The 23,796-nt window shown below is 55.9% G+C and carries 23 protein-coding genes; 11 read left to right on the top strand and 12 right to left on the bottom strand.

Translation table 11 applies throughout. The features are described 5' to 3' along the window. Positions 1-513: 513 nt before the first annotated feature. Positions 514-1,890, bottom strand: coding sequence for a cysteine--tRNA ligase (gene cysS, locus I6L37_RS13270; RefSeq protein WP_216992089.1), 1,377 nt, complete (start codon positions 1,888-1,890; stop codon positions 514-516). A 200-nt stretch (positions 1,891-2,090) separates the two neighbouring features. On the opposite strand from cysS, the gene I6L37_RS13265 reads away from it, so the two are divergent. The 3 genes from I6L37_RS13265 to lpxH are packed head-to-tail and all read left to right on the top strand — an operon-like array spanning position 2,091 to position 4,061. Then, positions 2,091-2,588 carry a peptidylprolyl isomerase gene (locus tag I6L37_RS13265; RefSeq protein ID WP_026457729.1) on the top strand — a complete coding sequence of 166 codons (498 nt, stop codon included), beginning with the start codon at positions 2,091-2,093 and terminating at the stop codon, positions 2,586-2,588. Continuing rightward, a complete protein-coding gene (locus I6L37_RS13260) occupies positions 2,578-3,315 on the top strand; it encodes a DUF4269 domain-containing protein (RefSeq protein WP_216992088.1) in 738 nt (245 codons plus the stop codon). Before I6L37_RS13265 ends, I6L37_RS13260 begins: the two co-directional genes overlap by 11 nt. Continuing rightward, the gene (gene lpxH / locus I6L37_RS13255) at positions 3,312-4,061 is read left to right on the top strand and encodes a UDP-2,3-diacylglucosamine diphosphatase (RefSeq protein WP_216992087.1); all 750 of its coding nucleotides are present in this window, start codon (positions 3,312-3,314) and stop codon (positions 4,059-4,061) included. Before I6L37_RS13260 ends, lpxH begins: the two co-directional genes overlap by 4 nt. 111 nt (positions 4,062-4,172) lie before the next feature. Here the strand turns inward: lpxH and emrD are convergent, their stop codons facing one another. From emrD to I6L37_RS13240, 3 genes are all read right to left on the bottom strand, one after another. Beyond that, the gene (gene emrD / locus I6L37_RS13250; RefSeq protein ID WP_042071809.1) at positions 4,173-5,372 is read right to left on the bottom strand and encodes a multidrug efflux MFS transporter EmrD; all 1,200 of its coding nucleotides are present in this window, start codon (positions 5,370-5,372) and stop codon (positions 4,173-4,175) included. 262 nt (positions 5,373-5,634) lie between these two features. Beyond that, complete coding sequence (locus I6L37_RS13245) at positions 5,635-6,297, bottom strand: glutathione S-transferase family protein (RefSeq protein WP_216992086.1); 663 nt, start codon at positions 6,295-6,297, stop codon at positions 5,635-5,637. A gap of 147 nt (positions 6,298-6,444) precedes the next feature. Next, on the bottom strand, positions 6,445-6,900 hold the full coding sequence (locus tag I6L37_RS13240) for a hypothetical protein (RefSeq protein ID WP_216992085.1): 456 nt from the start codon (positions 6,898-6,900) through the stop codon (positions 6,445-6,447). Positions 6,901-7,097: 197 nt separating this feature from the next. Between I6L37_RS13240 and suhB the strand changes: the two genes are divergently transcribed. Beyond that, on the top strand, positions 7,098-7,901 hold the full coding sequence (suhB, locus tag I6L37_RS13235) for an inositol-1-monophosphatase (protein WP_026458137.1): 804 nt from the start codon (positions 7,098-7,100) through the stop codon (positions 7,899-7,901). 317 nt (positions 7,902-8,218) lie between these two features. On the opposite strand, the gene I6L37_RS13230 is transcribed toward suhB, so the two are convergent. Beyond that, on the bottom strand, positions 8,219-9,850 hold the full coding sequence (locus I6L37_RS13230) for a methyl-accepting chemotaxis protein (RefSeq protein ID WP_201977193.1): 1,632 nt from the start codon (positions 9,848-9,850) through the stop codon (positions 8,219-8,221). Positions 9,851-10,187: 337 nt separating this feature from the next. Here I6L37_RS13230 and I6L37_RS13225 point away from each other — a divergent pair, with 337 nt between their 5' ends. From I6L37_RS13225 to I6L37_RS13195, 7 genes are all read left to right on the top strand, one after another. Then, entirely contained in the window at positions 10,188-11,120 is a 933-nt protein-coding gene (locus tag I6L37_RS13225; protein WP_216992084.1) for a ZIP family metal transporter, read from the top strand. A gap of 160 nt (positions 11,121-11,280) precedes the next feature. Beyond that, positions 11,281-11,973, top strand: a complete 693-nt coding sequence (gene mtnN / locus I6L37_RS13220; protein ID WP_216992083.1) for a 5'-methylthioadenosine/S-adenosylhomocysteine nucleosidase — start codon at positions 11,281-11,283, stop codon at positions 11,971-11,973. Beyond that, positions 11,970-12,932 (top strand): cobalamin biosynthesis protein, encoded by a 963-nt coding sequence (locus tag I6L37_RS13215; protein ID WP_216992082.1) that lies wholly within the window; start codon positions 11,970-11,972, stop codon positions 12,930-12,932. The genes mtnN and I6L37_RS13215 overlap by 4 nt, the downstream gene beginning before the upstream one ends. Continuing rightward, positions 12,925-13,761: a cobalamin-binding protein gene (locus tag I6L37_RS13210; protein ID WP_216992081.1), complete on the top strand. Its 837-nt coding sequence runs from the start codon at positions 12,925-12,927 to the stop codon at positions 13,759-13,761. The genes I6L37_RS13215 and I6L37_RS13210 overlap by 8 nt, the downstream gene beginning before the upstream one ends. Positions 13,762-13,910: 149 nt before the next feature. Further along, positions 13,911-14,915 (top strand): UDP-N-acetylglucosamine 4,6-dehydratase (inverting), encoded by a 1,005-nt coding sequence (gene pseB, locus I6L37_RS13205; protein WP_216992080.1) that lies wholly within the window; start codon positions 13,911-13,913, stop codon positions 14,913-14,915. Continuing rightward, positions 14,912-16,048 (top strand): UDP-4-amino-4,6-dideoxy-N-acetyl-beta-L-altrosamine transaminase, encoded by a 1,137-nt coding sequence (pseC, locus tag I6L37_RS13200; RefSeq protein ID WP_216992079.1) that lies wholly within the window; start codon positions 14,912-14,914, stop codon positions 16,046-16,048. The genes pseB and pseC overlap by 4 nt, the downstream gene beginning before the upstream one ends. A gap of 44 nt (positions 16,049-16,092) precedes the next feature. Further along, on the top strand, positions 16,093-17,304 hold the full coding sequence (locus I6L37_RS13195; RefSeq protein WP_216992078.1) for a glycosyltransferase: 1,212 nt from the start codon (positions 16,093-16,095) through the stop codon (positions 17,302-17,304). Here I6L37_RS13195 and I6L37_RS13190 read toward each other — a convergent pair. The 7 genes from I6L37_RS13190 to I6L37_RS13160 are packed head-to-tail and all read right to left on the bottom strand — an operon-like array spanning position 17,301 to position 23,794. Then, positions 17,301-18,356 carry a glycosyltransferase family 2 protein gene (locus I6L37_RS13190; protein WP_216992077.1) on the bottom strand — a complete coding sequence of 352 codons (1,056 nt, stop codon included), beginning with the start codon at positions 18,354-18,356 and terminating at the stop codon, positions 17,301-17,303. The two genes, I6L37_RS13195 and I6L37_RS13190, sit on opposite strands and share 4 nt — an antisense overlap. Next, the gene (locus I6L37_RS13185) at positions 18,353-19,795 is read right to left on the bottom strand and encodes a glycosyltransferase family 9 protein (RefSeq protein ID WP_216992076.1); all 1,443 of its coding nucleotides are present in this window, start codon (positions 19,793-19,795) and stop codon (positions 18,353-18,355) included. Before I6L37_RS13185 ends, I6L37_RS13190 begins: the two co-directional genes overlap by 4 nt. Further along, positions 19,792-20,505: a bifunctional 2-polyprenyl-6-hydroxyphenol methylase/3-demethylubiquinol 3-O-methyltransferase UbiG gene (locus tag I6L37_RS13180; protein ID WP_216992075.1), complete on the bottom strand. Its 714-nt coding sequence runs from the start codon at positions 20,503-20,505 to the stop codon at positions 19,792-19,794. The genes I6L37_RS13185 and I6L37_RS13180 overlap by 4 nt, the downstream gene beginning before the upstream one ends. Next, entirely contained in the window at positions 20,498-21,382 is an 885-nt protein-coding gene (locus tag I6L37_RS13175; protein ID WP_216992074.1) for a hypothetical protein, read from the bottom strand. Before I6L37_RS13175 ends, I6L37_RS13180 begins: the two co-directional genes overlap by 8 nt. Before the next feature lie 2 nt (positions 21,383-21,384). Beyond that, positions 21,385-22,239 (bottom strand): glycosyltransferase, encoded by an 855-nt coding sequence (locus tag I6L37_RS13170; RefSeq protein ID WP_216992073.1) that lies wholly within the window; start codon positions 22,237-22,239, stop codon positions 21,385-21,387. Next, a complete protein-coding gene (locus I6L37_RS13165) occupies positions 22,236-22,847 on the bottom strand; it encodes a class I SAM-dependent methyltransferase (protein WP_216992072.1) in 612 nt (203 codons plus the stop codon). Before I6L37_RS13165 ends, I6L37_RS13170 begins: the two co-directional genes overlap by 4 nt. A 2-nt stretch (positions 22,848-22,849) precedes the next feature. Next, complete coding sequence (locus tag I6L37_RS13160) at positions 22,850-23,794, bottom strand: class I SAM-dependent methyltransferase (RefSeq protein WP_216992071.1); 945 nt, start codon at positions 23,792-23,794, stop codon at positions 22,850-22,852. Between the last annotated feature and the right edge of the window lie 2 nt (positions 23,795-23,796).

The following is a 23,796-nucleotide window of genomic DNA, read 5'->3' as shown; positions in this document are numbered from 1 at the left end:
TCGCCGTCAGGGATGATAGCGCAGCCGGCATAGGGGCCAAATCGGATCAGGGCGAGCACTGCTCGCCCTGATTTGGCGCGAGAACAAGGATGTTCGAAGCGGACTTTGGTCGAGGCCATGGATGGCATAGGCCAAAGTGCCATCTGCGGCGCTCCGTCCGACCCGTTGAACGAGACGAGGGAACCCGCGAAGCGGGCGGTTTGCCGGGGGAGAAGACTTTTGGTGACTTTTGGTCTTTCAAAAGTCACTCGCCAAGCCGCGTAGCGGCGGCGAAATCCCTTCGAGGGCAAGGCCCTCGTGTCCTGCATGGCGAAGCCATGCCATCCAAACGTTGGATTGCATTCCGCCAGAGGAATGACATTAGCCCCCCTCACCCTTACCCTCTCCCCCAAGGGGCGAGGGGATCAGACCGAAGGATGCCGAGGCATCACAGCAGGCCACAAAAAAACCGCAGCCCAAGGGCTGCGGTTTTTTTATTGGCTCAACCTGTTGCCAGCAACAGGACAACCGGCCTTAGGCACGGCGCCAGCTGGTCTTGCCGGCACTGTCTTCCAGCACTATGCCCATCTCGGTGAGACGGTTGCGAGCGGCATCGGCGGCGGCCCAGTTCTTGTCGGCGCGGGCCCGATTGCGCTCGGCGATCAGGCGCTCGATTTCGGCAACCTCTTCGTCCGCTTCATCCCCCTTGAGGAAGGCCTCGGGGTCTTGCTGCAGGATACCGAGCACGGCGCCCAGTTCGCGCAGACGGGCACCGAGGCCAGCGGCAACGGCCATGTCTTCGGCCTTCTGGCGGTTGATCTCGCGCACCAGGTCGAACAGGGCTGAGTAGGCTTCCGGGGTGTTGAAGTCGTCGTCCATGGCCTCAACAAAACGGGCCACCTGCTCGTCGCCACCGGCAGCGGCGGCTTCTGGCAGGTCACGCAGGGCGGTGTACATGCGCTCCAGCGCGGCGCGGGCTTGCTTCAGGTTATCTTCCGAATAGTTGAGCTGGCTGCGGTAGTGGCCGGACATCAGGAAGTAACGGACGGTTTCGGCGTCGTAGTGGGCCAGTACGTCTCGGATGGTGAAGAAGTTGCCAAGGGACTTGGACATCTTCTCTTTATCCACCATCACCATGCCGCTGTGCATCCAGGTGTTGACGTAGTCACCACCGTGGGCGCAGCAGGACTGGGCGATCTCGTTCTCGTGGTGGGGGAACTGCAGATCGGAGCCACCGCCGTGGATGTCGAAGTGGTTGCCCAGGTGCTTGGAGTTCATGGCAGAGCACTCGATGTGCCAGCCGGGGCGGCCCGGGCCCCAGGGGCTGTCCCAGGTCGGCTCGCCCGGCTTGGACATCTTCCACAGCACGAAGTCCAAGGGATTCCTCTTGGCATCCACCACATCGACGCGGGCACCGGCTTGCAGCTGCTCCAGATCCTGGCCGGAGAGCTGGCCATAGTCGGCGTAGGACTCGACGATGAACATGACGTCGCCGTTGTCAGCCACGTAGGCGTGCTCCTTGTCCAGCAGGGATTGCACCAGTTCGATGATTTCACCGATGTGCTGGGTGGCACGCGGCTCGATATCCGGACGCACCATGCCGAGGGCATCGAAGTCGGCGTGCATGTCGCCAATCAGGCGCTCGGTCAGCTCGTCACAGGTGACGCGGGTTTCGGCGGCGCGTTTGATGATCTTGTCATCCACGTCGGTGATATTGCGCACATAGGTGAGATCGTAACCGGCGTAGCGCAGGTAACGGGCCACCACGTCGAAGGCGACAAAGGTGCGGCCGTGGCCGATATGACAGTGATCGTAGATGGTGACACCACACACATACATGCCCACCTTGCCCGGGTGGATAGGTTTGAATTCTTCTTTTTGACGAGTGAGTGTGTTGTATATCTTCAGCATCTTATAACCACTGCCTGTGTGTAAAATGGTTGGTCATAATACCCCGTTCGACCAGAGAAAACGAGCCGGATCCCGCCTGCCATCTATGTCTTGACGCCAGATGCACTATGCCCGCCGCCCCTGATGGGCTAGAATTGCCACCACTTTATGCCATACACCCGCGGGCCTGCCTGGCTCGCTACAAAATGAAGGGACAACTCATGGTCACTCTGCATACCAATCACGGCGACATCACCCTCACCCTGAATGCTGAAAAAGCCCCGGAAACCGTGGCCAACTTCCTGCAATACTGCCGTGACGGTCACTATGACAACACCATCTTCCACCGCGTGATCGACGGCTTCATGATCCAGGGCGGCGGCTATGCCCCGGGCTTTGAAGAGAAAGACACCCGCGCCCCGATCAAAAACGAAGCGGCCAACGGTCTGTCCAACAAGATTGGCACCATCGCTATGGCCCGCACCATGGAGCCGCACTCTGCAAGCGCCCAGTTCTTCATCAACGTGAACAACAACGACTTCCTCGACTTCAAATCCGCTACCACCCAGGGCTACGGCTACTGCGTATTCGGTGAAGTGACTGCGGGCATGGACGTGGTAAACAAGATCAAGGGCGTCAAGACCGGCAACTACGGTCGCATCCACCAGGACGTACCGGTTGAAGACGTGGTGATCACCAAGGTGACCCTTGCCGAGTGATCTCTGCCGGCCAGGCTCTGACAAAACTGCGGCCCCGGCCGCAGTTTTTCCATCTGCCGCCCCAAACTGGCGCCATCTCGACTATCTGGCCCACGGCAACCCGCGCCAGCGCTCCGCTCACGCCCTGTTAAGTAACGGCCTGTGGACGCGCTTGCAAGAGCTGTGCAGCGACGTGGCCATGGTCAGTACCCTCGCCATCGGACTGGAGCGGCCGGGTAGCGATCTCGATATCCTCTGCCAGCATCCGGTGCCTGCCCAGCTTGCGGCTCAACTGCGCGAGCAGGGGTGGCTGGCAAGCGACAAGGGGGAAGGCGTCTGGCTGCTGGAGCGGCTTTTTGCCGGCCCGGACGGGTACTCCTGGCCGGTGGAGCTCTATGTCACGCCGGCAGCGGTCGAGACTCTCAACGGCTGGCGCCACCTCACCCTGATGGCCGCCCTGCTGGCGCACTTTGGGGATGATTTTTATCAGGCGGTGCTGCGTCTGCGCCTTGAAGAAGGCTTCAAAGGAGAGGCTGCCATCTGTCGCCTGCTGGGGCTGGCCGGCGACCCTTACGAGGCGCTGCTGACTCTGGAGGGATGCAACCTTGCCACACTCAGGTGGCAGCGGATGTCTGATCCTGCCCGGCCTGCAGTTGTCCAGACGCCGCCTTCAGCCCTTGCCAGCCCCGAAACAGCCGTTCATTGCCCCTCCCCGGATCCGACCCTGAGCACCGACACGCCACCATGAGCACCCTCTTTATCAGTGACATTCACCTGTGCGCCCAGCGGCCCGACATGACGGCGGCGCTGGTGCACTTTCTCGAGCACGACGCCGTCGGCGCCGATGCCCTCTATGTGCTGGGGGATCTGTTTGAATTCTGGATTGGCGACGATGATCCCAACCCGCTCCACCAGACCATCGCCGACGCGTTTTTGGCCCTGAGCCAGCAAAACGTGCCCATCTACTTTATTCACGGCAACCGCGACTTTCTGCTGGGTCAGCAGTATGCCAAGCGCGCCGGCATGACATTGTTGGGGGATCCTTGCGTCATCGAACTCTATGGCGAGCGGGTGGTGCTAAGTCACGGGGATCTGCTCTGCACCCTGGATGAGGGGTATCAGAAGTTTCGTCGCATCACCCAGCTCAAATGGCTGCGCTGGCTCTTTCTGCGCCTGCCGCTCCCCCGCCGGCAGGCCATCGCCTGCAAGATGCGCGGCCAAAGCCAGATGGAAAATGCCTACAAGAGCCAGAGCATCATGGACGTGACGCCCGCGGCGGTGGACGCCATGCTGCGCAGTCACGACTGCCGGATGATGATCCATGGCCACACCCACAGACCCGCCATCCACGACTTTACCCTGGACGGCCAACCCGCCCGCCGTATCGTGCTGGGGGACTGGTTCGAACAAGGGTCGGTGCTGGTCTGCCGCCCGGGCGAGCAACGGCTGGAGCAGCGCCCCCTTCCCCAGGCAGACATGGCATCGCAGGGGTAAGCGAGCATTTACCCGCGCAGGCCAAAAGCGTGCGCGCCACATAACAAAAGAGGCCATGACCCCGACGGGTCATGGCCTCTTTTTATTGGGCAAGGGACTGGCGCGATGGCGTCAGATTGCCATCTGCTCGTGGGGGGAGCCGTGGTGGCGCAGCCAGACAAAGCTCAGCGCCACGATCAGCACCATCAGGGTCATGATGGCCCCCAGGGTCACCTGGCCGGTCATCGGGAAGCAGGCCGCCAGCAGGGTGACGACACCCGCCCCCAGGTTCTGCATGCCGCCCAGGATAGCCCCTGCGGTACCCGCCTGGCCCGGGAAGGGCTCGATGGCGCAGGAGGTGGCGGTCGGGTAGAGGATGCCGCTCCCGATGAAGTAGACGGCAGCGCCCCCGATCAGTGACGCAGCGCTCACTAACCCGAACAGGCCCGGCAGCAGAATGATGAGCGAGCCGAGTGCCAAAAATGCGATGCCCAGACGCATCAGCTTGCCCTGGCTCAGGCGAAAGCTCAGCTTGGCCGAGAGCCAGGCCCCGAACAGATAACCCGGCAGCGGCAGTACGAACAGCACGCTCACGGTGCGGGCACTCAGTTTCAACACATCCCCGAGCAACACGCCGGCGGCCGCCTCAAAGACCGCCAGACCGGAGAAGGTGGCCATCAGGCAGAGCAGGTTGCCCTGAAACTTGGGGTTGCCCAGCACATGGCGATAGGCCGCCCCCACCCGCAGCGGTTGCTGGCGGGCGCTCACCGGCAGGGTCTCACCAAACCAGGCCATGATGGCCAGGGTCGCCACGGCGCCAAAACCGAACAGGAACCAGTAACCGGCGCGCCAGTTGAACAGCTCGGTCAACCAGCCACCCAGCACGGGGGCCAGCAGCGGGGAGAAGATCACCCCCATGCTCACCAGGCTGTTGGCGCGGTTGAGCTCGGCGCCGCTATAACGGTCGCGCATCACGGTGCGGCTCATGGCGCCGCCCGCACCGGTTCCCAGCCCCTGAATGAAGCTGCCCACCAGCAGGGCCGCGAAGTGGGGGATCAGCTGGATGGTCAGAGTCCCCAACAGAAACACCATCATGCCGATGATGAGCACGGGGCGACGACCGATGCGATCCGACAGCGGCCCGTAGACAAACTGGGAGAGGCCATAGGGAATGAGGTAACAGGCCATCACCGCCTGCAGCTGACCGGAGGCCACCTGAAAGTCCCCCGCCATCATGGGAATGGAGGGGACATAGAGGGTCTGGGTCATCTGGCCCACAGCGACCATCAGAATGGTCAGGAAAAACAACGGATAAAAACTGTGCCGATCCATATCAGTCCCAAAAAAATCGTCAAAAAGCTGCCGCCCCCCAGCACAGAAATGGCCCGGGGGAGTCTCTTCACAGAAACAGTGAGTCAATCAAATCAGTGTTGGAAACAGGAGGCGGGGAACCCGCCCGACCATCGCACAGGACGCTTGATGGTATGGGGGCATGATAGTGATTCAGCTCACAGAAAACGAACGAATCTTTATAATCAGCTTGCCTTAGTTTTTCTAATATTACGGGGCATTTCGCCCCGTCTGCAGTTAAAAATCAACGCGTTACCATCTGCTGTGCCTGCTTGATCAGATCCTCCGGGTGCTCCTTGCGCGGCGGAATGGTGATCCCCTTCTGGCAGGCAGGACGGGACTCCATGCGCGCCATCCAGGCCTGCAGATGGGGCAGCCCCTCGATGGAGATCCCGCTCCAGTCGTAGATCCGCACCCAGGGCCAGGTGGCAATGTCAGCGATGCTGTACTCATCGGCCAGATACTCGTGGTGGGCCAGATGGCTGTCGAGCACCTCGAACAGGCGGCGCCCCTCCTTCTGGTAACGCTCGATGGCCGCCGGGATCTTCTCGGGGAAGTAGCGGTAGAAGACGTTGGCCTGCCCCATCATGGGGCCAACCCCGCCCATCTGGAACATCAGCCACTGGATGGCCCGGGAGCGGCGCTTGGGATCCTGCGGCAAGAGCTTGCCCGCCTTCTCGGCCAGATAGAGGAGGATGGCGCCGGATTCGAACACGGCGAAGTCATCGTTGTCCCGATCGACGATGGCCGGAATGCGGCCGTTGGGGTTGATGGCCAGAAACTCGGGCTTTTTCTGATCCAGTGCCGACAAGTCGAGCGGGATCACCCGATAAGGCAGCCCCAGCTCCTCGAGGGCTATCGCTACCTTGAAGCCATTGGGGGTCGCTGCAGTATAAAAGTCGATCATGGTCACTCCTTGGTTACGCAGATGGGGCCACCGGGCACTCATTTCCCCCGGCGGCGGGATCCTGACCCACTCTCTAGTAACACAAACGGCGCACCCAGTACCAGTGATGACACTGGGTGCGCCGTTTGTCGGCCGATGATGACGAGATCAGTTGAGGGTGGCGGCCGGCTTGCGCTGGCGCAGCATGATGAGGCGGGAGAGCAGCGGGAAGTAGGATTCCAGCTTGCGCAGCAGCACCCGGCTGCTGGCGGGATTGGCGAGATCCGACTCCTCCAGCACTATGCCGTTGGAGACGAAATAGAAGCGGGGGTCGCGCACATCCGGCCCGCAGATGGCCAGCTCCCTGCCCCCCTTGCGGATCAGCAGCGGCAACACGGGTAGCCCTATGGTGTCATCTTCCCCGCCCAAAAAACTGGCATCCTGCCAGGGGGTATTGCCATCGATCAGCAGGATCGCCGCCTCCGCCTTGGCTGGCTGCCACTCGGCAAGCGGCGTGATGCCGATGTTGGCAAAGTGGTCGCCATACTCTCTGGATGAACGCAAAATGGCCAGTAAACCTTCACTGGCGCCGGATACGTGCTGACTGACTACTGACAAGTTCATGATTCATGTCCCTATGCTCATGACAAACTGGGTTGATTGCAGGCATAAGACTAGCGCAGATCCGGCCTATATTGGAGCCGTCATATCTGGCAGTGGCAATCGAATGGCTGAATCGGGATAACAGTTGCCATCGGTGGAAATACTGGTATCATACCGCGTCCTTTTATCCCCGTTCTTTAACATCCAGTGGTGAACCTATGCATCCGATGCTGAATATCGCCGTGCGCGCTGCGCGCAACGCCGGTCAAGTTGTAGTAAAAGCCTTCTCCCAGCCCGAGAACATTGAGGCTATCCAGAAAGGCAGCAATGACTTCGTGACCAACGTTGACCGTGAAGCCGAAGCGGCCATCATTCATACCATCAAAAAATCTTACCCGGAGCACAGCATCGTAGCTGAAGAGTCTGGTGAGACTGCCGGAACCAATCCGGATTACCAATGGATCATTGACCCACTGGATGGCACGACCAACCTTGTCAAAGGCATTCCGCACTTCGCCGTTTCCATCGCCCTGCGCGTGAAAGGCAAGACCGAACAAGCCGTTATTTACGACCCGATCCGCGACGAACTGTTCACTGCTACCCGTGGTAGCGGCGCCCAGCTGAACGGCTACCGCATCCGCGTCGGCAAGGCCCGCGAACTGGCTGGTACCGTGCTGGCCACCGGCTTCCCGTTCAAGCAGAAGCACCATATCGAGCCGTACCTGAAGATGTTCCAGAGCATGTTCATCGAGTGTGCCGACATCCGACGCTCCGGCTCCGCCGCCCTGGATCTGGCCTACGTGGCCGCCGGCCGCGTCGACGGTTTCTGGGAAATCGGTCTGAAACCCTGGGATACCGCCGCCGGCGAACTGCTGGCCAAGGAAGCGGGCGCCATCGTGACCGACTTCGTGGGTGGTCACAACTACGAAACCTCCGGCAACATAGTCGTTGCTAACCCGCGCGTGCTCAAAGAGATGCTCGGCAAGATCCGTGAAGAGCTGCCGGAGTCTCTGGCCAAATAAGCCAGCCCGTACTCGACATAACAAAAAACCGGCGCAAGCCGGTTTTTTGTTATCTGCCGCTCGTGGTTATGTGTCGCTCGTGTTTCCCCCTGCAAGGCGTTCGTGGCTCTGTTTCCTTGCAATCCAGCCCTCCACCAAACCATCTATCGCTATAACCATTAACCCACTCTCCCCTTCCCTTCACGCTGACGCACACAGGCGCTGATTGCCACCTCCCCCCTCGAGATGGGGATTGGCAGGCAATAAAAAACCCGGCCTAAGCCGGGTTGATATCAGCAATTCAGGCGTCTCTTCGCGCGCCTGAATTGCACTCGGGATCAGGCAAGATGAAAGCGCCCGATAGTCTGCTTGAGCCCTGCGGCCAGCTGGCTCAGCTCCAGACAGGCGCGCGCGGTATGATCGGCGCCGAAGGCAACCTCGTTGGCCGACTCGTTGATCCGCTCCACGTTGCGCCCCAGCTCGTCGGAGACCGCATCCTGCTCGCCACAGGCGCTGGCGATCTGGATCGCCATGTCGGCGATCTGGGCCACGGCTTCCTCAATTTGCTGGATACCCGCCCCTGTCTGTTCGCTCTGGGTCACGCACTCGCGGATCATGTCGCAGCTAAGTCCGGTCACCTCTTTGGCCTTGTTGGCACGGGCCTGCAGGGTCTCGATAATGGCCACAATCTCGCCGGTAGAGGCCTGGGTACGACCCGCTAGGGTACGCACCTCATCGGCCACCACCGCAAAGCCACGCCCCTGCTCACCGGCACGGGCGGCCTCGATGGCGGCGTTGAGGGCCAGCAGGTTGGTCTGATCGGCAATGCCGCGGATCACGTCCACCACCACATTGATCTGGGCAGACTCGCGCTCCAGCTCGGTCACCAGCACGCCGGCCTGCTCGATCTCTTCGGCAACCCGGGTGATCGCCACCAGAGAGTTGCGTACCTCCCGGTTGCCGCTGCGTGCCAGCGCATTGGCCGAGCTGGCGGATTCCGAGGCGATCTCGGTGTTGCCCGCCACGTCGGCGACGGTGGCCTTCATCTGGGTCATGGCCGTCGCCACCAGAGAGATCTCCTGCTGCTGGCTCTGGATCCCCTTGGCCGACTGCTCGGAGACGGCACTCACCTCTTCGATGGCGGTGCCCAGCTGGGTCACGGCGGCCACCACCTCTTCAATCAGGCCACGCAGGTTGTCCTGCATCTTGAGGGAAGCATTGGCCAGCGCCCCCAATTCATCGCGCCCCAGGTTGCGGCGATCCAGACGGTGAGTCAGATCCCCGCTGGCGATGGCGTTGGCCTGGGCCACCACGGCCTGCAGCGGCAGGCAGATCTGGCGGGTCAGGAACCAGGTCATCGCCATCATGAACAGCAACAAACTGCCGATGCTGACCATGGCCAGGGTGTTGAGCATGCTGACGCTGCCGAGCAGGCTGCCCCGGTTCTCCTTGACGAAGTCGAGGTTGACCCCGACCAGATCGTTGACTGCCTGTTCCAGGGCGCCATAGGTCGCGTTGGAGGCAAACAGCTGGGCCTCGGCTTCGGTATGCCGGCCTGTGGCCAGCAGCTGATCGAACTCGCTCACCGAGCGGCGATAGCTCAACCAATGCTGCTTGGCCCGGTTGAATACCTGACGCTCATGGGCCGCTCCGACCGTGGCCTCATAGGCCTGGAAGCTGGTCTCTACTTTCTGGATATTGTTCTGGATCCGACCACGACGGGCCTGCAGATCGGCACTGTCATCCACCATCAGCAGGGCAAACTGGGCCCGGCGCACATAGGAGACGTCATAGAGCAGGTTTTCCACCGACAGCACGCTCGGCAGGGTCGAGTCGGTAAAGTTCAGCACCCGATCACGCACGCTGCGCAGCTCGCTGGAGAGAAACAGACCGAACAGCACGTTGACGGCGGCGATGATCGCAAAGACCACGGCAATCTTCTTGCCGATGGAAAGATTCTTGTAAAACATGGTGGCAGTGGGTCCTCGACTGCTGACTGGGTGTGGAGTGTGGCGATCACATCCCTGTGAGCTGATACCCGGGCCATCCTGACGGGGAGATGCACAAAACGCGGGAAGAGGGCATTTGGCAAAGTCGCGCACTCTAGCACAAGGCGACAATGCCTTCATTTTTATTAAAAAAATTTAAATGGTGTTAATTCCCCCGGCGCCAAGGCCTCAGGCGGGTGCCCTACGCCAGTGCTCAACTGCATGCTATTTAGCTATGGGGGCAATCGCCTGCCTCGGGTAGACAAGGCGTCGGCGCAGGGATGTAATGAGCCTTCTCTCTTTCTCATAAGGTCACCCGATGGACGATATGTCAGCCCTGCCCGCCTCCTCCTGGTCCCAACAACTGCGCGCCCAGATGCAATCCCGCCCCCGAACGGCCCTCGGCCTCTTCATCGCGCTGGCGGCCGTATTGTTGTTGCTGTTGCAGAGCCTCGTCATGCTGGCGACGGAGGAGATCAGCAGCGGCATGCGCTATGGCCTCATCGGCGGGGCGGCCGGCTTTGCTGCCACCGCCCTCGGTGCCCTGCCCGCCCTCTTTCTACGCGCCGTGCCGCAGCGGGTGGAGGATTCCATGCTCGGCTTTGCCGCCGGCATGATGCTGGCGGCCAGCGCCTTCTCCCTGCTGCTGCCGGGGCTCGATGCCGCCAGCGGCATCACGGGCAACGGCTTTGCTGCCGCCGCCGTGGTGGTAGCGGGGATGACCCTCGGGGTGCTGCTGATGCTGGGGCTGGATCAGTTCACCCCGCACGAACACGACAAGACTGGCCCCTGCGGCCCGGGCCATGAGCATTGCTCCCGGGTCTGGCTGTTTGTCTTCGCCATCGCCCTGCACAACCTGCCGGAGGGGATGGCCATCGGGGTCAGCTTCTCCCAGGGTGACATGTCGGTGGGATTGCCGCTCACCACCGCCATCGCCCTGCAGGATATTCCGGAAGGGTTGGCGGTGGCGCTTGCCATGTGCGCCGCCGGTTTTCGCCCGCCACTGGCCGTGCTGGTCGCCATCGGCAGCGGCCTGCTCGAACCCCTCGGCGCCCTGCTCGGGGTCGGGCTCTCCAGCGGCCTGGCCATCGCCTATCCCATCGGTCTGGGCCTGGCGGCTGGCGCCATGCTGTCTGTGGTCTCCCATGAGGTGATCCCCGAGACTCACCGCAACGGCCATCAAACTCACGCGACCCTCGGCCTGATGGCGGGTTTCGCCCTGATGATGACGCTGGACACCGCCCTCGGTTAAGCGATCTCCGTCCCTTCCCTCGTTACTTGTGGCGCCTCGCGTTGGGGCGCCTGGGTTCCTCCCTGGCATTTCTCTTCTGGCGCTCGGCGCCGTCTTCATCTTTTGTTATGATCTACAGCAACTTAAATACAGCCTGACGGCTATCAAGACGAGGTCAGTGATGAAAGTAGGTATTATCGGCGCCATGGAACAAGAAGTGGCCCTGCTGCGCAGCCAGCTGAGCAACGCCACCACCCTGCAACTGGGTGGCTGCGAGTTCTATCAGGGGATGCTGGCCGGCAAAGAGGTGATCCTGACCCGCTCCGGCATCGGCAAGGTCGCCGCCAGCGTGGCCACCAGCCTGCTGCTGGAAAGATTTGCCCCCGATTGCGTGATCAATACCGGCTCTGCGGGCGGTTTTGCCCAGGATCTGCATATCGGTGACGTGGTGATCGCCAGCGAAATGCGCTTCCACGACGTGGACGTGACCGCCTTCGGCTACGAGATGGGCCAGATGGCGCAGCAACCCGCCGCCTTCCCCTGCGACGAAAAGCTGATCACGGTGGCGCGCGAGTGCATCGCCGAGCAGGGCAAGCACCAGACCAAAGTTGGCCTCATCTGCACCGGTGATCAGTTCATGTGCAAGCCACAGGCCATCGCCAAGGCGCGCGCCGATTTCCCGCAAATGCTGGCGGTCGAGATGGAAGGGGCTGCCATCGGCCAGGTATGCCACATGTTCAAGGTGCCCTATCTGGTGGTGCGCGCCATGTCTGACATCGCGGGCAAGGAGCAGGTGGAATCCTTCGACGCCTTTATCGAGGTGGCCGGTCAACACTCGGCCGAAGTGATCATCAAGATGCTCGGCAAGCTGTGATCCCAATCGCATCGCTCGAACCGATGGCCGCCGATCTGCTTTCCACGACGGCGGCCATCATGTTGGGGGCCGCCTTGCTGGAGGCCCTCATTCCCCGCCCCGCCCACATCCGGCTCTCGGCCCTCACCCCGCAGCTCACCCGCCTTGGCCACAAGGTACACAGGGCGGACGGCTCGCCCAGACAACAGTTGCAGGCCGGCGTGCTGGCGATGCTGGTGGTCTGGCTGCCCTGCGCAGCTGGCCTCTGGTCGGTGCGCAATCTGGCCCTGAGCGAACCTCTGTTCGATCTGCTGTTTCTGCTATTGATGATTGAATCCCGCCCGCTGCGGGAGCTGGCGAGTGCTACCCGCGCCCTTGCCTGCCAGGAGACGCTGCCACTGGCACGACTGCAGGCCGTGCCCTGGCTCAAGCGGGAGACAAGCAAACTCTCGGTCATGGGGATTGCCAAGGCTGTGAGCGAGAGCTGCGCCCTGCGCCTGGTAGGACAATGGGCCGGCCCCCTGCTGGGCTATGCGCTGGCCGGTGTACAGGGTGCCCTGCTCTGGCGACTGACCCAGCTGATGAGCCTTGGCTGGAGCATGAAGGATCCCGCATTCAGCCACTTTGGCCGCGCGGCGAGCGCCTTCTATCAGGCGCTCAATGCCCCGACTGTGCTGCTGCTTGGCTTGCCCCTGCTACTAACCCGTCTCAAGCGTGCTGGCTGGCTGCTGCGAAGTGCCGCACTCTGGCCCTATCCTGCCATGGGCATCCTGCTGGTGCTGCTGGCGGACAAGTTTCAGACCCGGCTGGGGGGCCCGCGCTACTACCAGGGCACACTGCAACGCTGGCCCGTGCTGGGGCTCGGACAGGATCCCGGCGCCGACATGGCCACGCGGATGCTCAATGTCTTGCAAGGAACAGGCTGGGGATGGCTGCTGGTCGCCCTGGCGCTGACACTGGTGGAACGCTGGCATGCTTAGACACACAGGTAAATGGATGGGGTTGCTGGCAGGTTTGCCATTTTTGGCGATGGCGGCGACCCCGGAGCGGGTGGTGAGCGTGGTCCCTCACCTCACCGAGCTTCTCTATGATATCGGGGCCGGCGACAAGCTGGTGGCCGTTGATGATGCCTCCGACTATCCATCCGAGGTGACAGACAAGCCCAAGGTGGCGAATTACCGCAGCATCAATGTGGAAGCATTGCTGGCCCAGAAGCCGGATCTCATTCTCGCCTGGCGATCCGCCCAGTCGCGCATGCTGGCACCGCTGGAAAAGCTCGGCATTCAGGTGTTCTACTCCGAGCCCACCGATTTTGATTCACTGGCTGGCGAGATGCGGGCCCTTGGCAAGATGCTGGGGGTTGAGCAACGCGCCAACGAGGCGGCCGATCGCTATCTGGCCAGACTGGCGGCCCTCAGGCAGCGCTACGGCCAGCCGACCGGCGTCAAGGTGTTCTACCAGCTCTGGTACCCGCCGCTAACCAGTGCCAGTGGCCACGCCTGGCCCGCCCAAGCCATCGAGCTGTGTGGCGGCATCAATGTGATGGCCCATGCCAAGACCCCGTACCCCCAAGTCAGCCAAGAGCAGGTGATCAAGGCCAACCCCGAGCTCATTCTAGCGGGCAGTGGCGATCCGGGCGCTCTGGCGCACTGGCAACAGTGGACCATGATAGACGCAGTCAAGCAGGGACGATTGACCCTCATCAACTCGGATGAGCTGCACCGCTTCACCCCGAGAGCCCTCAATGCCGTGGAGCAGATCTGCTCCGCCATCTGGCAGAACCGGACTACGCCCGTTACGTCGCCTTAAGTCGTCATTACAATTAACTTTGAGAGTGATGACCTAAGTTCGCGTGTTAAAAGCGTTTTTGCGAATGGATCACACTCTTTGCATAAAAAGCTGGTACTTTATTTGCTAGCATATGATTCATCTACTGTTTTTCTGACGAGATGCCCGCAATGTTCAATGATAAAACGCTACTCATCACGGGTGGCACCGGCTCGTTTGGCAAGAAACTGGTCAAGACAGTACTGGAGCGTTACAAACCCAAGCGCCTCATTATCTATTCCCGTGACGAGCTGAAACAGTTCGAGATGCAGCAGGTCTTCGATGCTCCCTGCATGCGTTATTTCATTGGCGATGTGCGGGATGCCAACCGCTTGACCATGGCGATGCGCGGGGTGGATTACGTGGTTCATGCCGCCGCCCTCAAGCAGGTTCCAGCCGCTGAATACAACCCCATGGAATGCATCAAGACCAATATCCACGGGGCCGAAAACGTCATCCAGGCTGCCCTGATCAATCAGGTGAAGAAGGTCATCGCACTTTCCACCGACAAGGCCGCCAACCCGATCAACCTCTACGGAGCCACCAAGCTGGCCTCCGACAAGTTGTTCGTCGCTGCCAACAATATCGCGGGCCAGGATCCGACCCGTTTCTCTGTGGTGCGTTACGGCAATGTGGTCGGCTCCCGTGGTTCGGTCGTCCCCTTTTTCCAAAAGCAGATCGATCAGGGTGCAGACTCACTGCCCATCACCCACGAGGAGATGACCCGCTTCTGGATCACCTTGCAGCAGGGGGTGGATTTTGTGCTGCGCAACTTCGAGCGGATGAAGGGGGGGGAAATTTTTGTTCCCAAGCTCCCTTCCGTTCGCATCACGGATCTCGCCCTTTCCATGGCACCCGAGCTGCCGCACAAGATTGTCGGCATCCGCCCGGGCGAAAAAATGCACGAAGTGATGTGCCCTGCTGACGACTCCTATCACACCTTTGAGTTCGACGACTTCTTCATCATCGGGCCGACCATCAACTTCAACAACCGCAACAACGACTTCTCGAAGACCGCCGCCGGCGAGAAGGGAAAGATGGTCGACTCGGGGTTTGAGTACAACTCTCGCAACAACCCGGTCTTTCTGACCATAGAAGAGCTCAAGCAACTCAATCAGCAAGTGGTGATGGAATGATCCCGTACGGCAGACAATCGATCAGTGAAGCGGACATCGAGGCCGTGGTGGAGGTCCTGAGATCCGACTTTCTGACCCAGGGACCAGCAGTGCCTCGTTTCGAGCAAGCTGTTGCCGACTATTGCTGCGCCCGTTTCGGGGTCGCCGTCAACTCCGGCACCGCTGCCCTGCACATTGCCTGCCTGGCGCTGGGAGTGGGTCCAGGTGACTGGGTCTGGACCTCCCCCATCAGCTTCGTTGCCTCCGCCAACTGCGCCCTCTATTGCGGCGCCCGAGTCGATTTTGTCGATATCGAACCCGATACAGGCAATATGTGCGCCGTGGAGCTGGAGCGAAAACTGGTGGCTGCCAAGGCCGAAGGACGCCTGCCCAAGGTGGTGATCCCGGTGCACTTCGCGGGCCTGCCCTGCGACATGAAAGAGATCCACCGCTTGGGGCAAGAGTATGGTTTTCGGATCATCGAAGATGCCTGCCACGCCCTCGGCGCCCGCTATCACGACGAGCCCACCGGCAACGGCCACTACAGCGACATTACGGTCTTCAGCTTTCACCCGGTGAAGATCATCACCACGGGGGAAGGTGGCATGGCCATGACCAATGACCCCGCTCTGGCCAAGACCATGCGCCTGCTGCGCAGCCACGGCATCACCCGCGAACCGGAAGACTTTATCAACGAGCCGGACGGCCCTTGGTACTACGAGCAACAGATGCTCGGCTTTAACTACCGCATGACCGATATCCAGGCCGCACTGGGGTTGAGCCAGATGGCTCGCTTGGATGCATTCCTCGCCGCCCGCCGTACACTGGCTGCTCGCTACCAACGCGACTTGCCTGAATGCGTCGTACAACTCGCAACACGAGAGAAACGCCTAAGCGCCTGGCACCTCTATGTCCTCCAGGTCCCCGCCGCGCTGCGTGCCGAGATGTTCCGGGCCTTGCGCGAAGAGGGTACAGGCGCCAACGTCCATTACATACCGATCACCCGGCAACCTTATCACACAGCCGTGACACCACCGCACGCCGCACGCTTTTACAATCAGGCGATCACGCTGCCGCTCTACCCGACTATGGACGACAGCTCTGTCACGCACGTCGTGCACGCTGCGGCGCTTCGCCTCGCTTCACACGCATGAGCACCAGATTCTTATCCAACAGGGCCACTCCGGCAGAGACAGCGATGAAAGTAGCCATTTTGAGCAAGGCCGACCGAAGTGGTGGCGGTGCCAGCCGCTGCGCGGAAGATCTGGTGGCACAGTTTAGGCACCACAATCACCACGCCGATCACTTCGCCCGCTCATCGCGTTATGAGGAGACCCTGCCTCTCTATACCCAGAATGAGAAGAAGATTTACCATCGCCTGCTCAGTCTGGGTCTGCAGGAGTTGATTCCCTTCGAAAAGAAGGTCATTCGCCAACATGACGAGCAACACCACTATGACCTCTTTCACTTTCACGATCTCTCAACAGCCATCTCGCCATTAACTCTGAAATGGTTGAGCGATCACCACAGGCCGGTGATATGGACCCTACACGATTGCTCACCAGTCACGGGCGGTTGCATCAACCCCCTGGGCTGTGACAAGTATCAGACGCACTGTTTCCCGTGCCCGCAGATAAACACGCTTCCGCTCGGAAAGAACCTTGATTTGTCCTTTCTATTCAGAAAATTAAAGGCATATGTGCACCACAAAAGCCACATACATTACGTGGCACCCTCGAAATGGTTGGCCGATTTCGTCTATGACACCGGCTTACTGGATAGATATCCGACGATCATCCCCAACGGGGTCGATACCAAGCTGTTTTGCGCACATGACAAGCATGCGATACGACAAGCACTCTCCCTCCCCGAGGACCGCTTCGTCATACTTCTCTCCTCGGCAGCCAAAAACAACCCATTCAAAGGGTTGCACTTCGCCATCGATGTCATTGACAAGCTGAGGGAATTAAACCCCTTTATTCTTGTGGTGGGTGAGAAAGATCCCGCACTGCTAGGCAGACTGACGACCTTTGATTATCGATGCACTGGATTTATTGCTGATCGAGAGGTGTTGGGGAAATACTACTCTGCAGCAGACATCTACCTCAATACGACGATCGCGGAAGTACAATCGATCGCCTCCCTCGAGGCCATGTCATCGCAGACCCCCGTCTTTGGCTTCAAGACCGGTGGCGTGCCCGAGTTGATCACTCAGGGGGAGGATGGCGTGCTCGTCGACAACAGAGACACCGGCGCATTGGCACACCACATCATCACGGCCTATCGCAGTGGACATCTCAGTGTGATGGGACAAAACGCCAGAAAGAAGGTAGAGGACAACTACTCCATGGAATTGCTGTTCCAACGCTATCTCCAGCTCTATCGGGACGTCATCAACGGCATCCGCTAGAGCGACAAGGTAGCGATCTTGTCGGGATCGATACCACACTGCTGCTGCAAATATTCATAGATCTCCCGCTCCCGACCCAGCACAGAGATAAGAACAAGGTCACAGTCGTATTCCTTTAAGGTGGAGGGGTGCACCACGAAGTCAAATGCGTTGCGAGTCTGCTCGCTCATATCAACAGTCAAGAGCAGTTGCGAATGATAGAGACCATAAATAAATTGCCCAATCTGGCCATAACCGTACAACACAACTCGACGACGAGTGGCAAAGATTGAGGATAATTGTCCTACCAGTTCGTTAAATAACGTGGAAAAATAATAATTATTATTATTGGAATTAATTTTTTTCAATGTAGCATAGGAAGGGGTATCAAATATCTTTTCAATGGGTTCAATATACTTGGACTGGATAAACATGTCTTCAATTTTTGCCTTCATGAGATATTTATAGGAGAGGCCGCCGGAAAAAAAATTAGCGATGGGAAATGAAAGGTATGCGAATTGTGCACCATTCATCAGGCATTTCAATGCAAAATCATAATCACCAGCAATCTTGAAACTCGTGTCAAACTTGTACTTTTTACAAAGTGCAGTCCGGGTAAACATTGTCTGGTGAAAACAGAACATACCCTCCATGGCCTTATCAAGGCCTTTGGCATGAGTATACATTCTCTCACCTGCCTCCCAGAGATAGATGTCACCAGAGACAATGTCATTGTCCTGGGTGAGGTGTGGAATAACCATGCTAATGGTATCTGAGTCACAGAAATAATCGCCGGCATTCATGAAAATTATCCAGTCACCTGTAGAGGCATCGATGCCCTTATTCATGGCCTCATAGATACCTCCATCTTTCTCACTCACCCAATATGAAAGGTAATGGCGATATTTCTGGATAATATCCACCGTACCATCCGTGCTGGCACCATCGATGATGATATATTCAAGGTCACAGTCAATTTGACCAACTACGCTTTTTATTGTTCTCTCAATACAATCTTTTGCATTATAAACAACAGTGATGACTGTTATTTTTTGATGATGAGTGGGAATCATATATCTACTCTTAATACCTTGTTCTGCGCAATACCAACTTGTTCAATCAGCAAAGCCTCTATCGTATCCTCTCGACCAAGCAAGCTAATCAGAATCACATCGAACGATTGTTCGGCAAGTTGCTCTGGTGGATATATAAGCAGCTCACCATCTGCTGCACTTTTTAATTTCATTGCACAAAGATCGACATAGCCGACAAATACACCGTCAAGCAATGCGGCCAGAATCTGCCCCAGGGAGGAGAATCCATACACCATGATCCGTTCATGTTGACTTTTGATGCGTTCAACAAACTGGAGCATCTTGCCATTATGCCGGTAGAACATTTCCGCTGACGCACTATAGGCCCGAAATGGGTGCCGGGAATGCACAGTCGCTGAAGTCGAGCATGATTTTGATGGGCCCAGCAATGCACTCACCTGGCAATAAGCCTCTTCCACACCAATGGTATTGATATCGATATCAGACCCCGCATAGTAGGTATTCAGATCAGCCTCACTCAACGTGAGCATGTCAAAAGGCAGTGCACAGCGATAGCGGTCAGACAATTCTGAATAGGGGACAAAGCGATGCAGATGATTGCCGTTGGATATCACAACGGCCTGTTTCTCCAACGCGACTGCCAGATGCAATAGCCCGGTATCGTTTCCAATGACGATGGTGCTGGCACTCAGGATACCAAGCATGTCAGCAAGTGAAGTGGCCCCTACAAGGTTGATGCATGCCTGCCCCAGTGCCCTTTCTATGATGATGGACTCATTCACCTCAGTTGGACCACCACACAACACCAGTGGCATACCATAGTCGTCACGAAGTTTCTGTCCCAATCGGGCATAATACTCGGGATGCCATTTTCTCTTCGTGTCGGCAGCCCCGATGACCATGACCGCATAGTCACGAAAAGGTGGAGTCAGCACTTCCTCACTGCAAACTCGAATCACAGGATTGGACAGAAACGAGGAGATGCCTGTAACACTCTCGAAGAAAATACGGTTTCTATCGAATTCAAATTGTCGCCCTGACCCAGTTTCGATGAGCTCATGATAGAAAGAGTCCGTATATTTCTTATCCTCCTCCGTCATATTGGAAGTATCACCGGCAAACCCTATTTTTCGCCCGGAATGAATGCCTTCTATCAACAAATCCACCCAAGCACATCTCGAGTAAACAGGATGAATGACTACATCAAATGCTTCAGCATTCAATTTCTGCTCGAGTGAAAAGCGATACCAGGCATTTTTTTCATACTGCCGGATATCAAGCGGCACACAATTCACATCGGGCAATAATGTATAGACCAATGATGCCCAGATCTCGTTACACAACATCGTGACATGCCAGCCAGAAAATGTTCCTTCCCGGCAAAGTAGGTCAATATAGTTATGAATCAGGACGTAATCACCGATACCATCTAGTTTGACGATGAGTAAGCGCTTCACTCTTTCTTGTATCCCACCAATTTCAGTTCATACGCAAATGAAATCGGACTCTGTTGATGATAGTAGCTTCGAGTAATATATCGTTCAAATAGCTTCATTGCCTTGTAGGCAGATAATAGTATCCGTCTGAAACAAGCATTCCATGCTGTTTCGCCAATGAATGCATCAAGATCGACAAACTCATAATGCTGAAAACCAGAAGACTTCATAACATACATGAGACTACCCGTGGTGAATAACAGCGTATGGGTAAAATCCTCATAGGCCCAATAGGCATGAGTAGACGACTGAGCATTAGGCACTGCAATAAAGAGTACTCCATCATCCTGCAAAAGTTCATCCTTGATGATACGCAACGTATCAACAATTGTTTTCTTATCAAGATGTTCAAGCACATGGCTCATCAGTATGAAATCATACTTTTCCGCAGATGCCTTCGCAAACGATGCAATACTCTCTATTTTCTCCACAGGAAGATTTATCGACCGAGCATAATTTACCGCATCATCAGATATATCAATGCCTTTTACATTGATTCGACCATGGGTGACAACACAATCACCGACAAAGTTTCCAACACCACAACCGATATCGAGGATGAACGCATCTTTATTCTTTGGCAAATAAGGTATGACATATCGGGGGGTATGGAACTGATGTTGCAGCCCACCCATATTTCTTGCGTCGTAATAGTGATCACTATCACTCATAAATGATTCTACCTTGCTCCAAAAGGGAAGAGATCTTCACCGTATCCGAAGTGTCTAAATCCCAGACTTCCATCTCTTCGATACAAGCGATCCGCTGTATATCTCTCAGATAAGTCAGCGATCCATCTTGCCCACGCGACTCTCTGGCTTTTGAATAAACATAGCGAGCATATTCTAGTTCTTGTGCAACACAGTGAGCATGGTCCTTACGGATGAAGAAAGCATCATTCCCTGCACTGGTCGCGCCAAAAAATACATAACCCTTTCTCTCAGCCAGCGAAATCAATGCGCTGAGTGATGCCCCGAAGTAAAGATTACTGTGATGAGCTTGGGTCCTGTAAAAATCGTCTCTATAGGGAACCGTAATTTTAGCTCCGTTACCAAAAACAGAATTATATTCACAAATCACAATAGAAGGATTGATGCAATGAATAGCGTCCCATACCCAATAATCGTTTCCATCAATATCTATACTTAACAGATCAGCATCACGCCCGGGTAAGTTACTTTTAATAAGCCAGTCTATATTATCTCGGGTAATGAAGGACTTAACAGCATTGATATCATACTTCCAGTACAATCCCTCAGACTGAATAAAATCAATATTCTCTTGTGAACCGTCAATGACCAAGCCAGACCAGTTGTCATTCATCATCAAAAAACGTGTATTCGACTCCCGGTAGTTTTCCACACCAAACTCAATAAAAACCTTATTACTCATTGGGATTCTATTAATCAGGTACTGAATAATACCATCCTGCCCCCACTGCGAAAACACCTTGAATTCGACATCAGGAATACCTTGGTATAACTGAATATTCTTGATGCGGTCAACATGTAATTTACCAAGCAGCATCATTTGATTTTCATAGGACATGATTAACCTCGGTAAAATTTTTTGAGCAGCCCCAAGCACATCTCATCTTCTACGATATAGCTGTTAAAGTCATTGAAATAATATTCTGATACAGCTGTGTCAAAGAAAGTGGTGGTACCACAGTGTACACCCGATGAATCATTCCCTATATTATGGGTGAATGATCGTTTCGGCACTAGGCATAAGCCATTTTTCAAGAAAATACTTAAATACCAGAAAACGGCCCAAGTTCTTATCTTACCTGCCTTGTTAGCCAAAAACTGCTCATAAACACCAGGATTACACCCTTGAAGGTTCATTTCATGAATAATCTCATTAGAGGTGATCGCAGCATCAATTTGTGAGACATCACGAGTGAAATGTTTCCAAGCGCTGCGCCAAGTTGCCCATCCCCAGCAATACATGGTCCGATTCAGGAAGAAGTGGCTTTCTTCTTCAAAATGGATGTTAGGCACATAGCCACCGATATGCATTACATCATCGTGTGACTCATAAAATGACAATGCCTCATTCATATATCGAAGGAAGTATCTACTGGTGATTATGTCATCTTCGAGGACGATCACATGACTATGATGACTCAATGTTTCAGTCACACCACTGATGATATTATCAGCCAAGCCCCAATTATAATCTCGATTAATCAGCGTAATACTTTTGAATCCGCTGATCATTCCAATATACTCACGAACCGCGCTAACCTGCTCCCACGAGGCAGTATCTTTTCCCCCATCACTATATACAATGAGATCACTTTCAGCCGCCAGCTCATTTTGCATCAACGCGTTTAACGTTTGCTGGGTATGCCAAAGCCGATTATAGACAAACAGAATAATTGGAGCGCGTGTGTTGCTCATGCCATCCCCTTGTAAAGATCAACAACCAGCGACATTGGACGATATGGCGATGAAACTCGTGGGTCATTGTCAGGTGTACGTTGAATGTAACCCATAGAGTAATCTATCGGTTTAACGACAAATTGTTCTCTGTCCACGTAATAATGCAAATAATGAACATGACCATCTTTTTCAAAGCGGCTTGAAGAAATAAGTTTACTGACGCTTTCAAATGTTGGAAACCAGACATGCCCCGGCTCTTCGAACGTCCCACCCCCGAGAGGGTCGAAGACAATATTACCATTAAAATCGTAGACACTTCGCTTATAAAGCACGTCGCAATAATAATCAGGCAACGATAGTCTAAAGAGAGCACCCGGTCTAAGAATTCTGAAAATTTCATCGAATACTGCAGGCAACGCAGTATAAGGAATATGTTCAAAAACATCTTCAGACTGGAAGAAGTCGACGGTATTGTCATCGAAAGGGTAAGGGGGGTTAGTCAAATCACAAGGTATATGAGTATCATTTTCCTGATTCAGTGACAGACCGATTAAGCCTGTATAGCGACTATTGGTAGGAATATCCCCTGCGTATAACTTAATTCCTTTCTCGGATATTTCTAGCATACTCAAATACCTATGCAGTTTTTATCTCGATAGAAGACCGTGGTGCATTTATTATTAAATACCCCAGGAGCGATCCCCCAAAAATCCAATCTTTTGAATCCTGTTTTTATCAACCATTCCACACCCGGCTGATACTTTTCCCTCTCAGCATCGTCGAGCACAATCACACCACCATTACTTAACTGAGAGCAAGACGCAATAATGCAATTTACCCGGTCACGCCCATCAACAACAATGATGTCAAACCGTTCATCACTGCGCTGGGCAAATCGCGAATATTCGCCGCCATATTCGAGTGGCTGAAAATGAATGCTGATATTATCAGCATTATTCTCACGGATGTGTCTGAACCATTGCTCATCATGTTCCACCGAGGTAACACGCCCAACTCGTTTGGAAAACCATATTGTTGAACTGCCGGCACCAAATTCAAAAACCGCCATCCCCTGATGAAGACGTGGCTCAATGAAAGCAATGAAAGCGTAGGTTGTCCAAGGGATTGGAGCACCCTCCTGATCCAGAGAGCGGTTCGCACAATATGCCCTCAACCACCCTGTTTCTTGCAGATAACCAGTCCACGGGAGAGTGGACTGGAATCGCCATATCTTCTCCTGATCACGGCTTAACACCAGGTAATCACGGCAACTTATCAAGTTTGAGGTGGGCCACTGCATTCGGAACATACTGGAAACTTTTCCATTCTCAACAGGGTCCATGACCGTATTGACCACCAACCAGTTCTTGTCGATGTCTAGCGCCTCAGGTCGCACTATGTTGACCCCCTCCACACTGGCAAACTGATCCACAACGACCATGTTGGGACAGCGCTCCCGGTAGCGCGCATACAAATCACGCCCCAATGCGCCAAAGCCGTAGATGACCACCTTGCTGTATGCCGCCAGGCAATGATGAAACGAGACATTCAGCATGTCAGCATCGTATGTCATAA

Origin of the sequence: Aeromonas sp. FDAARGOS 1407 (genome assembly GCF_019048725.1) — a bacterium.
GTDB lineage: Bacteria > Pseudomonadota > Gammaproteobacteria > Enterobacterales > Aeromonadaceae > Aeromonas > Aeromonas enteropelogenes.
The sequence above is the reverse complement of the archived record's forward strand: the minus strand, read 5'-3'. Positions and strand labels throughout refer to the sequence as shown.

Excerpts from the sequence above, each read along its gene's own strand:
- cysS (WP_216992089.1), bottom strand. The coding sequence starts at position 1,890 with ATGCTGAAGATATACAACACACTCACTCGTCAAAAAGAAGAATTCAAA.
- I6L37_RS13265 (WP_026457729.1), top strand. The coding sequence starts at position 2,091 with ATGGTCACTCTGCATACCAATCACGGCGACATCACCCTCACCCTGAAT.
- lpxH (WP_216992087.1), top strand. The coding sequence starts at position 3,312 with ATGAGCACCCTCTTTATCAGTGACATTCACCTGTGCGCCCAGCGGCCC.
- emrD (WP_042071809.1), bottom strand. The coding sequence starts at position 5,372 with ATGGATCGGCACAGTTTTTATCCGTTGTTTTTCCTGACCATTCTGATG.
- I6L37_RS13245 (WP_216992086.1), bottom strand. The coding sequence starts at position 6,297 with ATGATCGACTTTTATACTGCAGCGACCCCCAATGGCTTCAAGGTAGCG.
- I6L37_RS13240 (WP_216992085.1), bottom strand. The coding sequence starts at position 6,900 with ATGAACTTGTCAGTAGTCAGTCAGCACGTATCCGGCGCCAGTGAAGGT.
- suhB (WP_026458137.1), top strand. The coding sequence starts at position 7,098 with ATGCATCCGATGCTGAATATCGCCGTGCGCGCTGCGCGCAACGCCGGT.
- I6L37_RS13230 (WP_201977193.1), bottom strand. The coding sequence starts at position 9,850 with ATGTTTTACAAGAATCTTTCCATCGGCAAGAAGATTGCCGTGGTCTTT.
- I6L37_RS13225 (WP_216992084.1), top strand. The coding sequence starts at position 10,188 with ATGGACGATATGTCAGCCCTGCCCGCCTCCTCCTGGTCCCAACAACTG.
- mtnN (WP_216992083.1), top strand. The coding sequence starts at position 11,281 with ATGAAAGTAGGTATTATCGGCGCCATGGAACAAGAAGTGGCCCTGCTG.
- I6L37_RS13210 (WP_216992081.1), top strand. The coding sequence starts at position 12,925 with ATGCTTAGACACACAGGTAAATGGATGGGGTTGCTGGCAGGTTTGCCA.
- pseB (WP_216992080.1), top strand. The coding sequence starts at position 13,911 with ATGTTCAATGATAAAACGCTACTCATCACGGGTGGCACCGGCTCGTTT.
- pseC (WP_216992079.1), top strand. The coding sequence starts at position 14,912 with ATGATCCCGTACGGCAGACAATCGATCAGTGAAGCGGACATCGAGGCC.
- I6L37_RS13195 (WP_216992078.1), top strand. The coding sequence starts at position 16,093 with ATGAAAGTAGCCATTTTGAGCAAGGCCGACCGAAGTGGTGGCGGTGCC.
- I6L37_RS13190 (WP_216992077.1), bottom strand. The coding sequence starts at position 18,356 with ATGATTCCCACTCATCATCAAAAAATAACAGTCATCACTGTTGTTTAT.
- I6L37_RS13180 (WP_216992075.1), bottom strand. The coding sequence starts at position 20,505 with ATGAGTGATAGTGATCACTATTACGACGCAAGAAATATGGGTGGGCTG.
- I6L37_RS13175 (WP_216992074.1), bottom strand. The coding sequence starts at position 21,382 with ATGTCCTATGAAAATCAAATGATGCTGCTTGGTAAATTACATGTTGAC.
- I6L37_RS13170 (WP_216992073.1), bottom strand. The coding sequence starts at position 22,239 with ATGAGCAACACACGCGCTCCAATTATTCTGTTTGTCTATAATCGGCTT.
- I6L37_RS13165 (WP_216992072.1), bottom strand. The coding sequence starts at position 22,847 with ATGCTAGAAATATCCGAGAAAGGAATTAAGTTATACGCAGGGGATATT.
- I6L37_RS13160 (WP_216992071.1), bottom strand. The coding sequence starts at position 23,794 with ATGACATACGATGCTGACATGCTGAATGTCTCGTTTCATCATTGCCTG.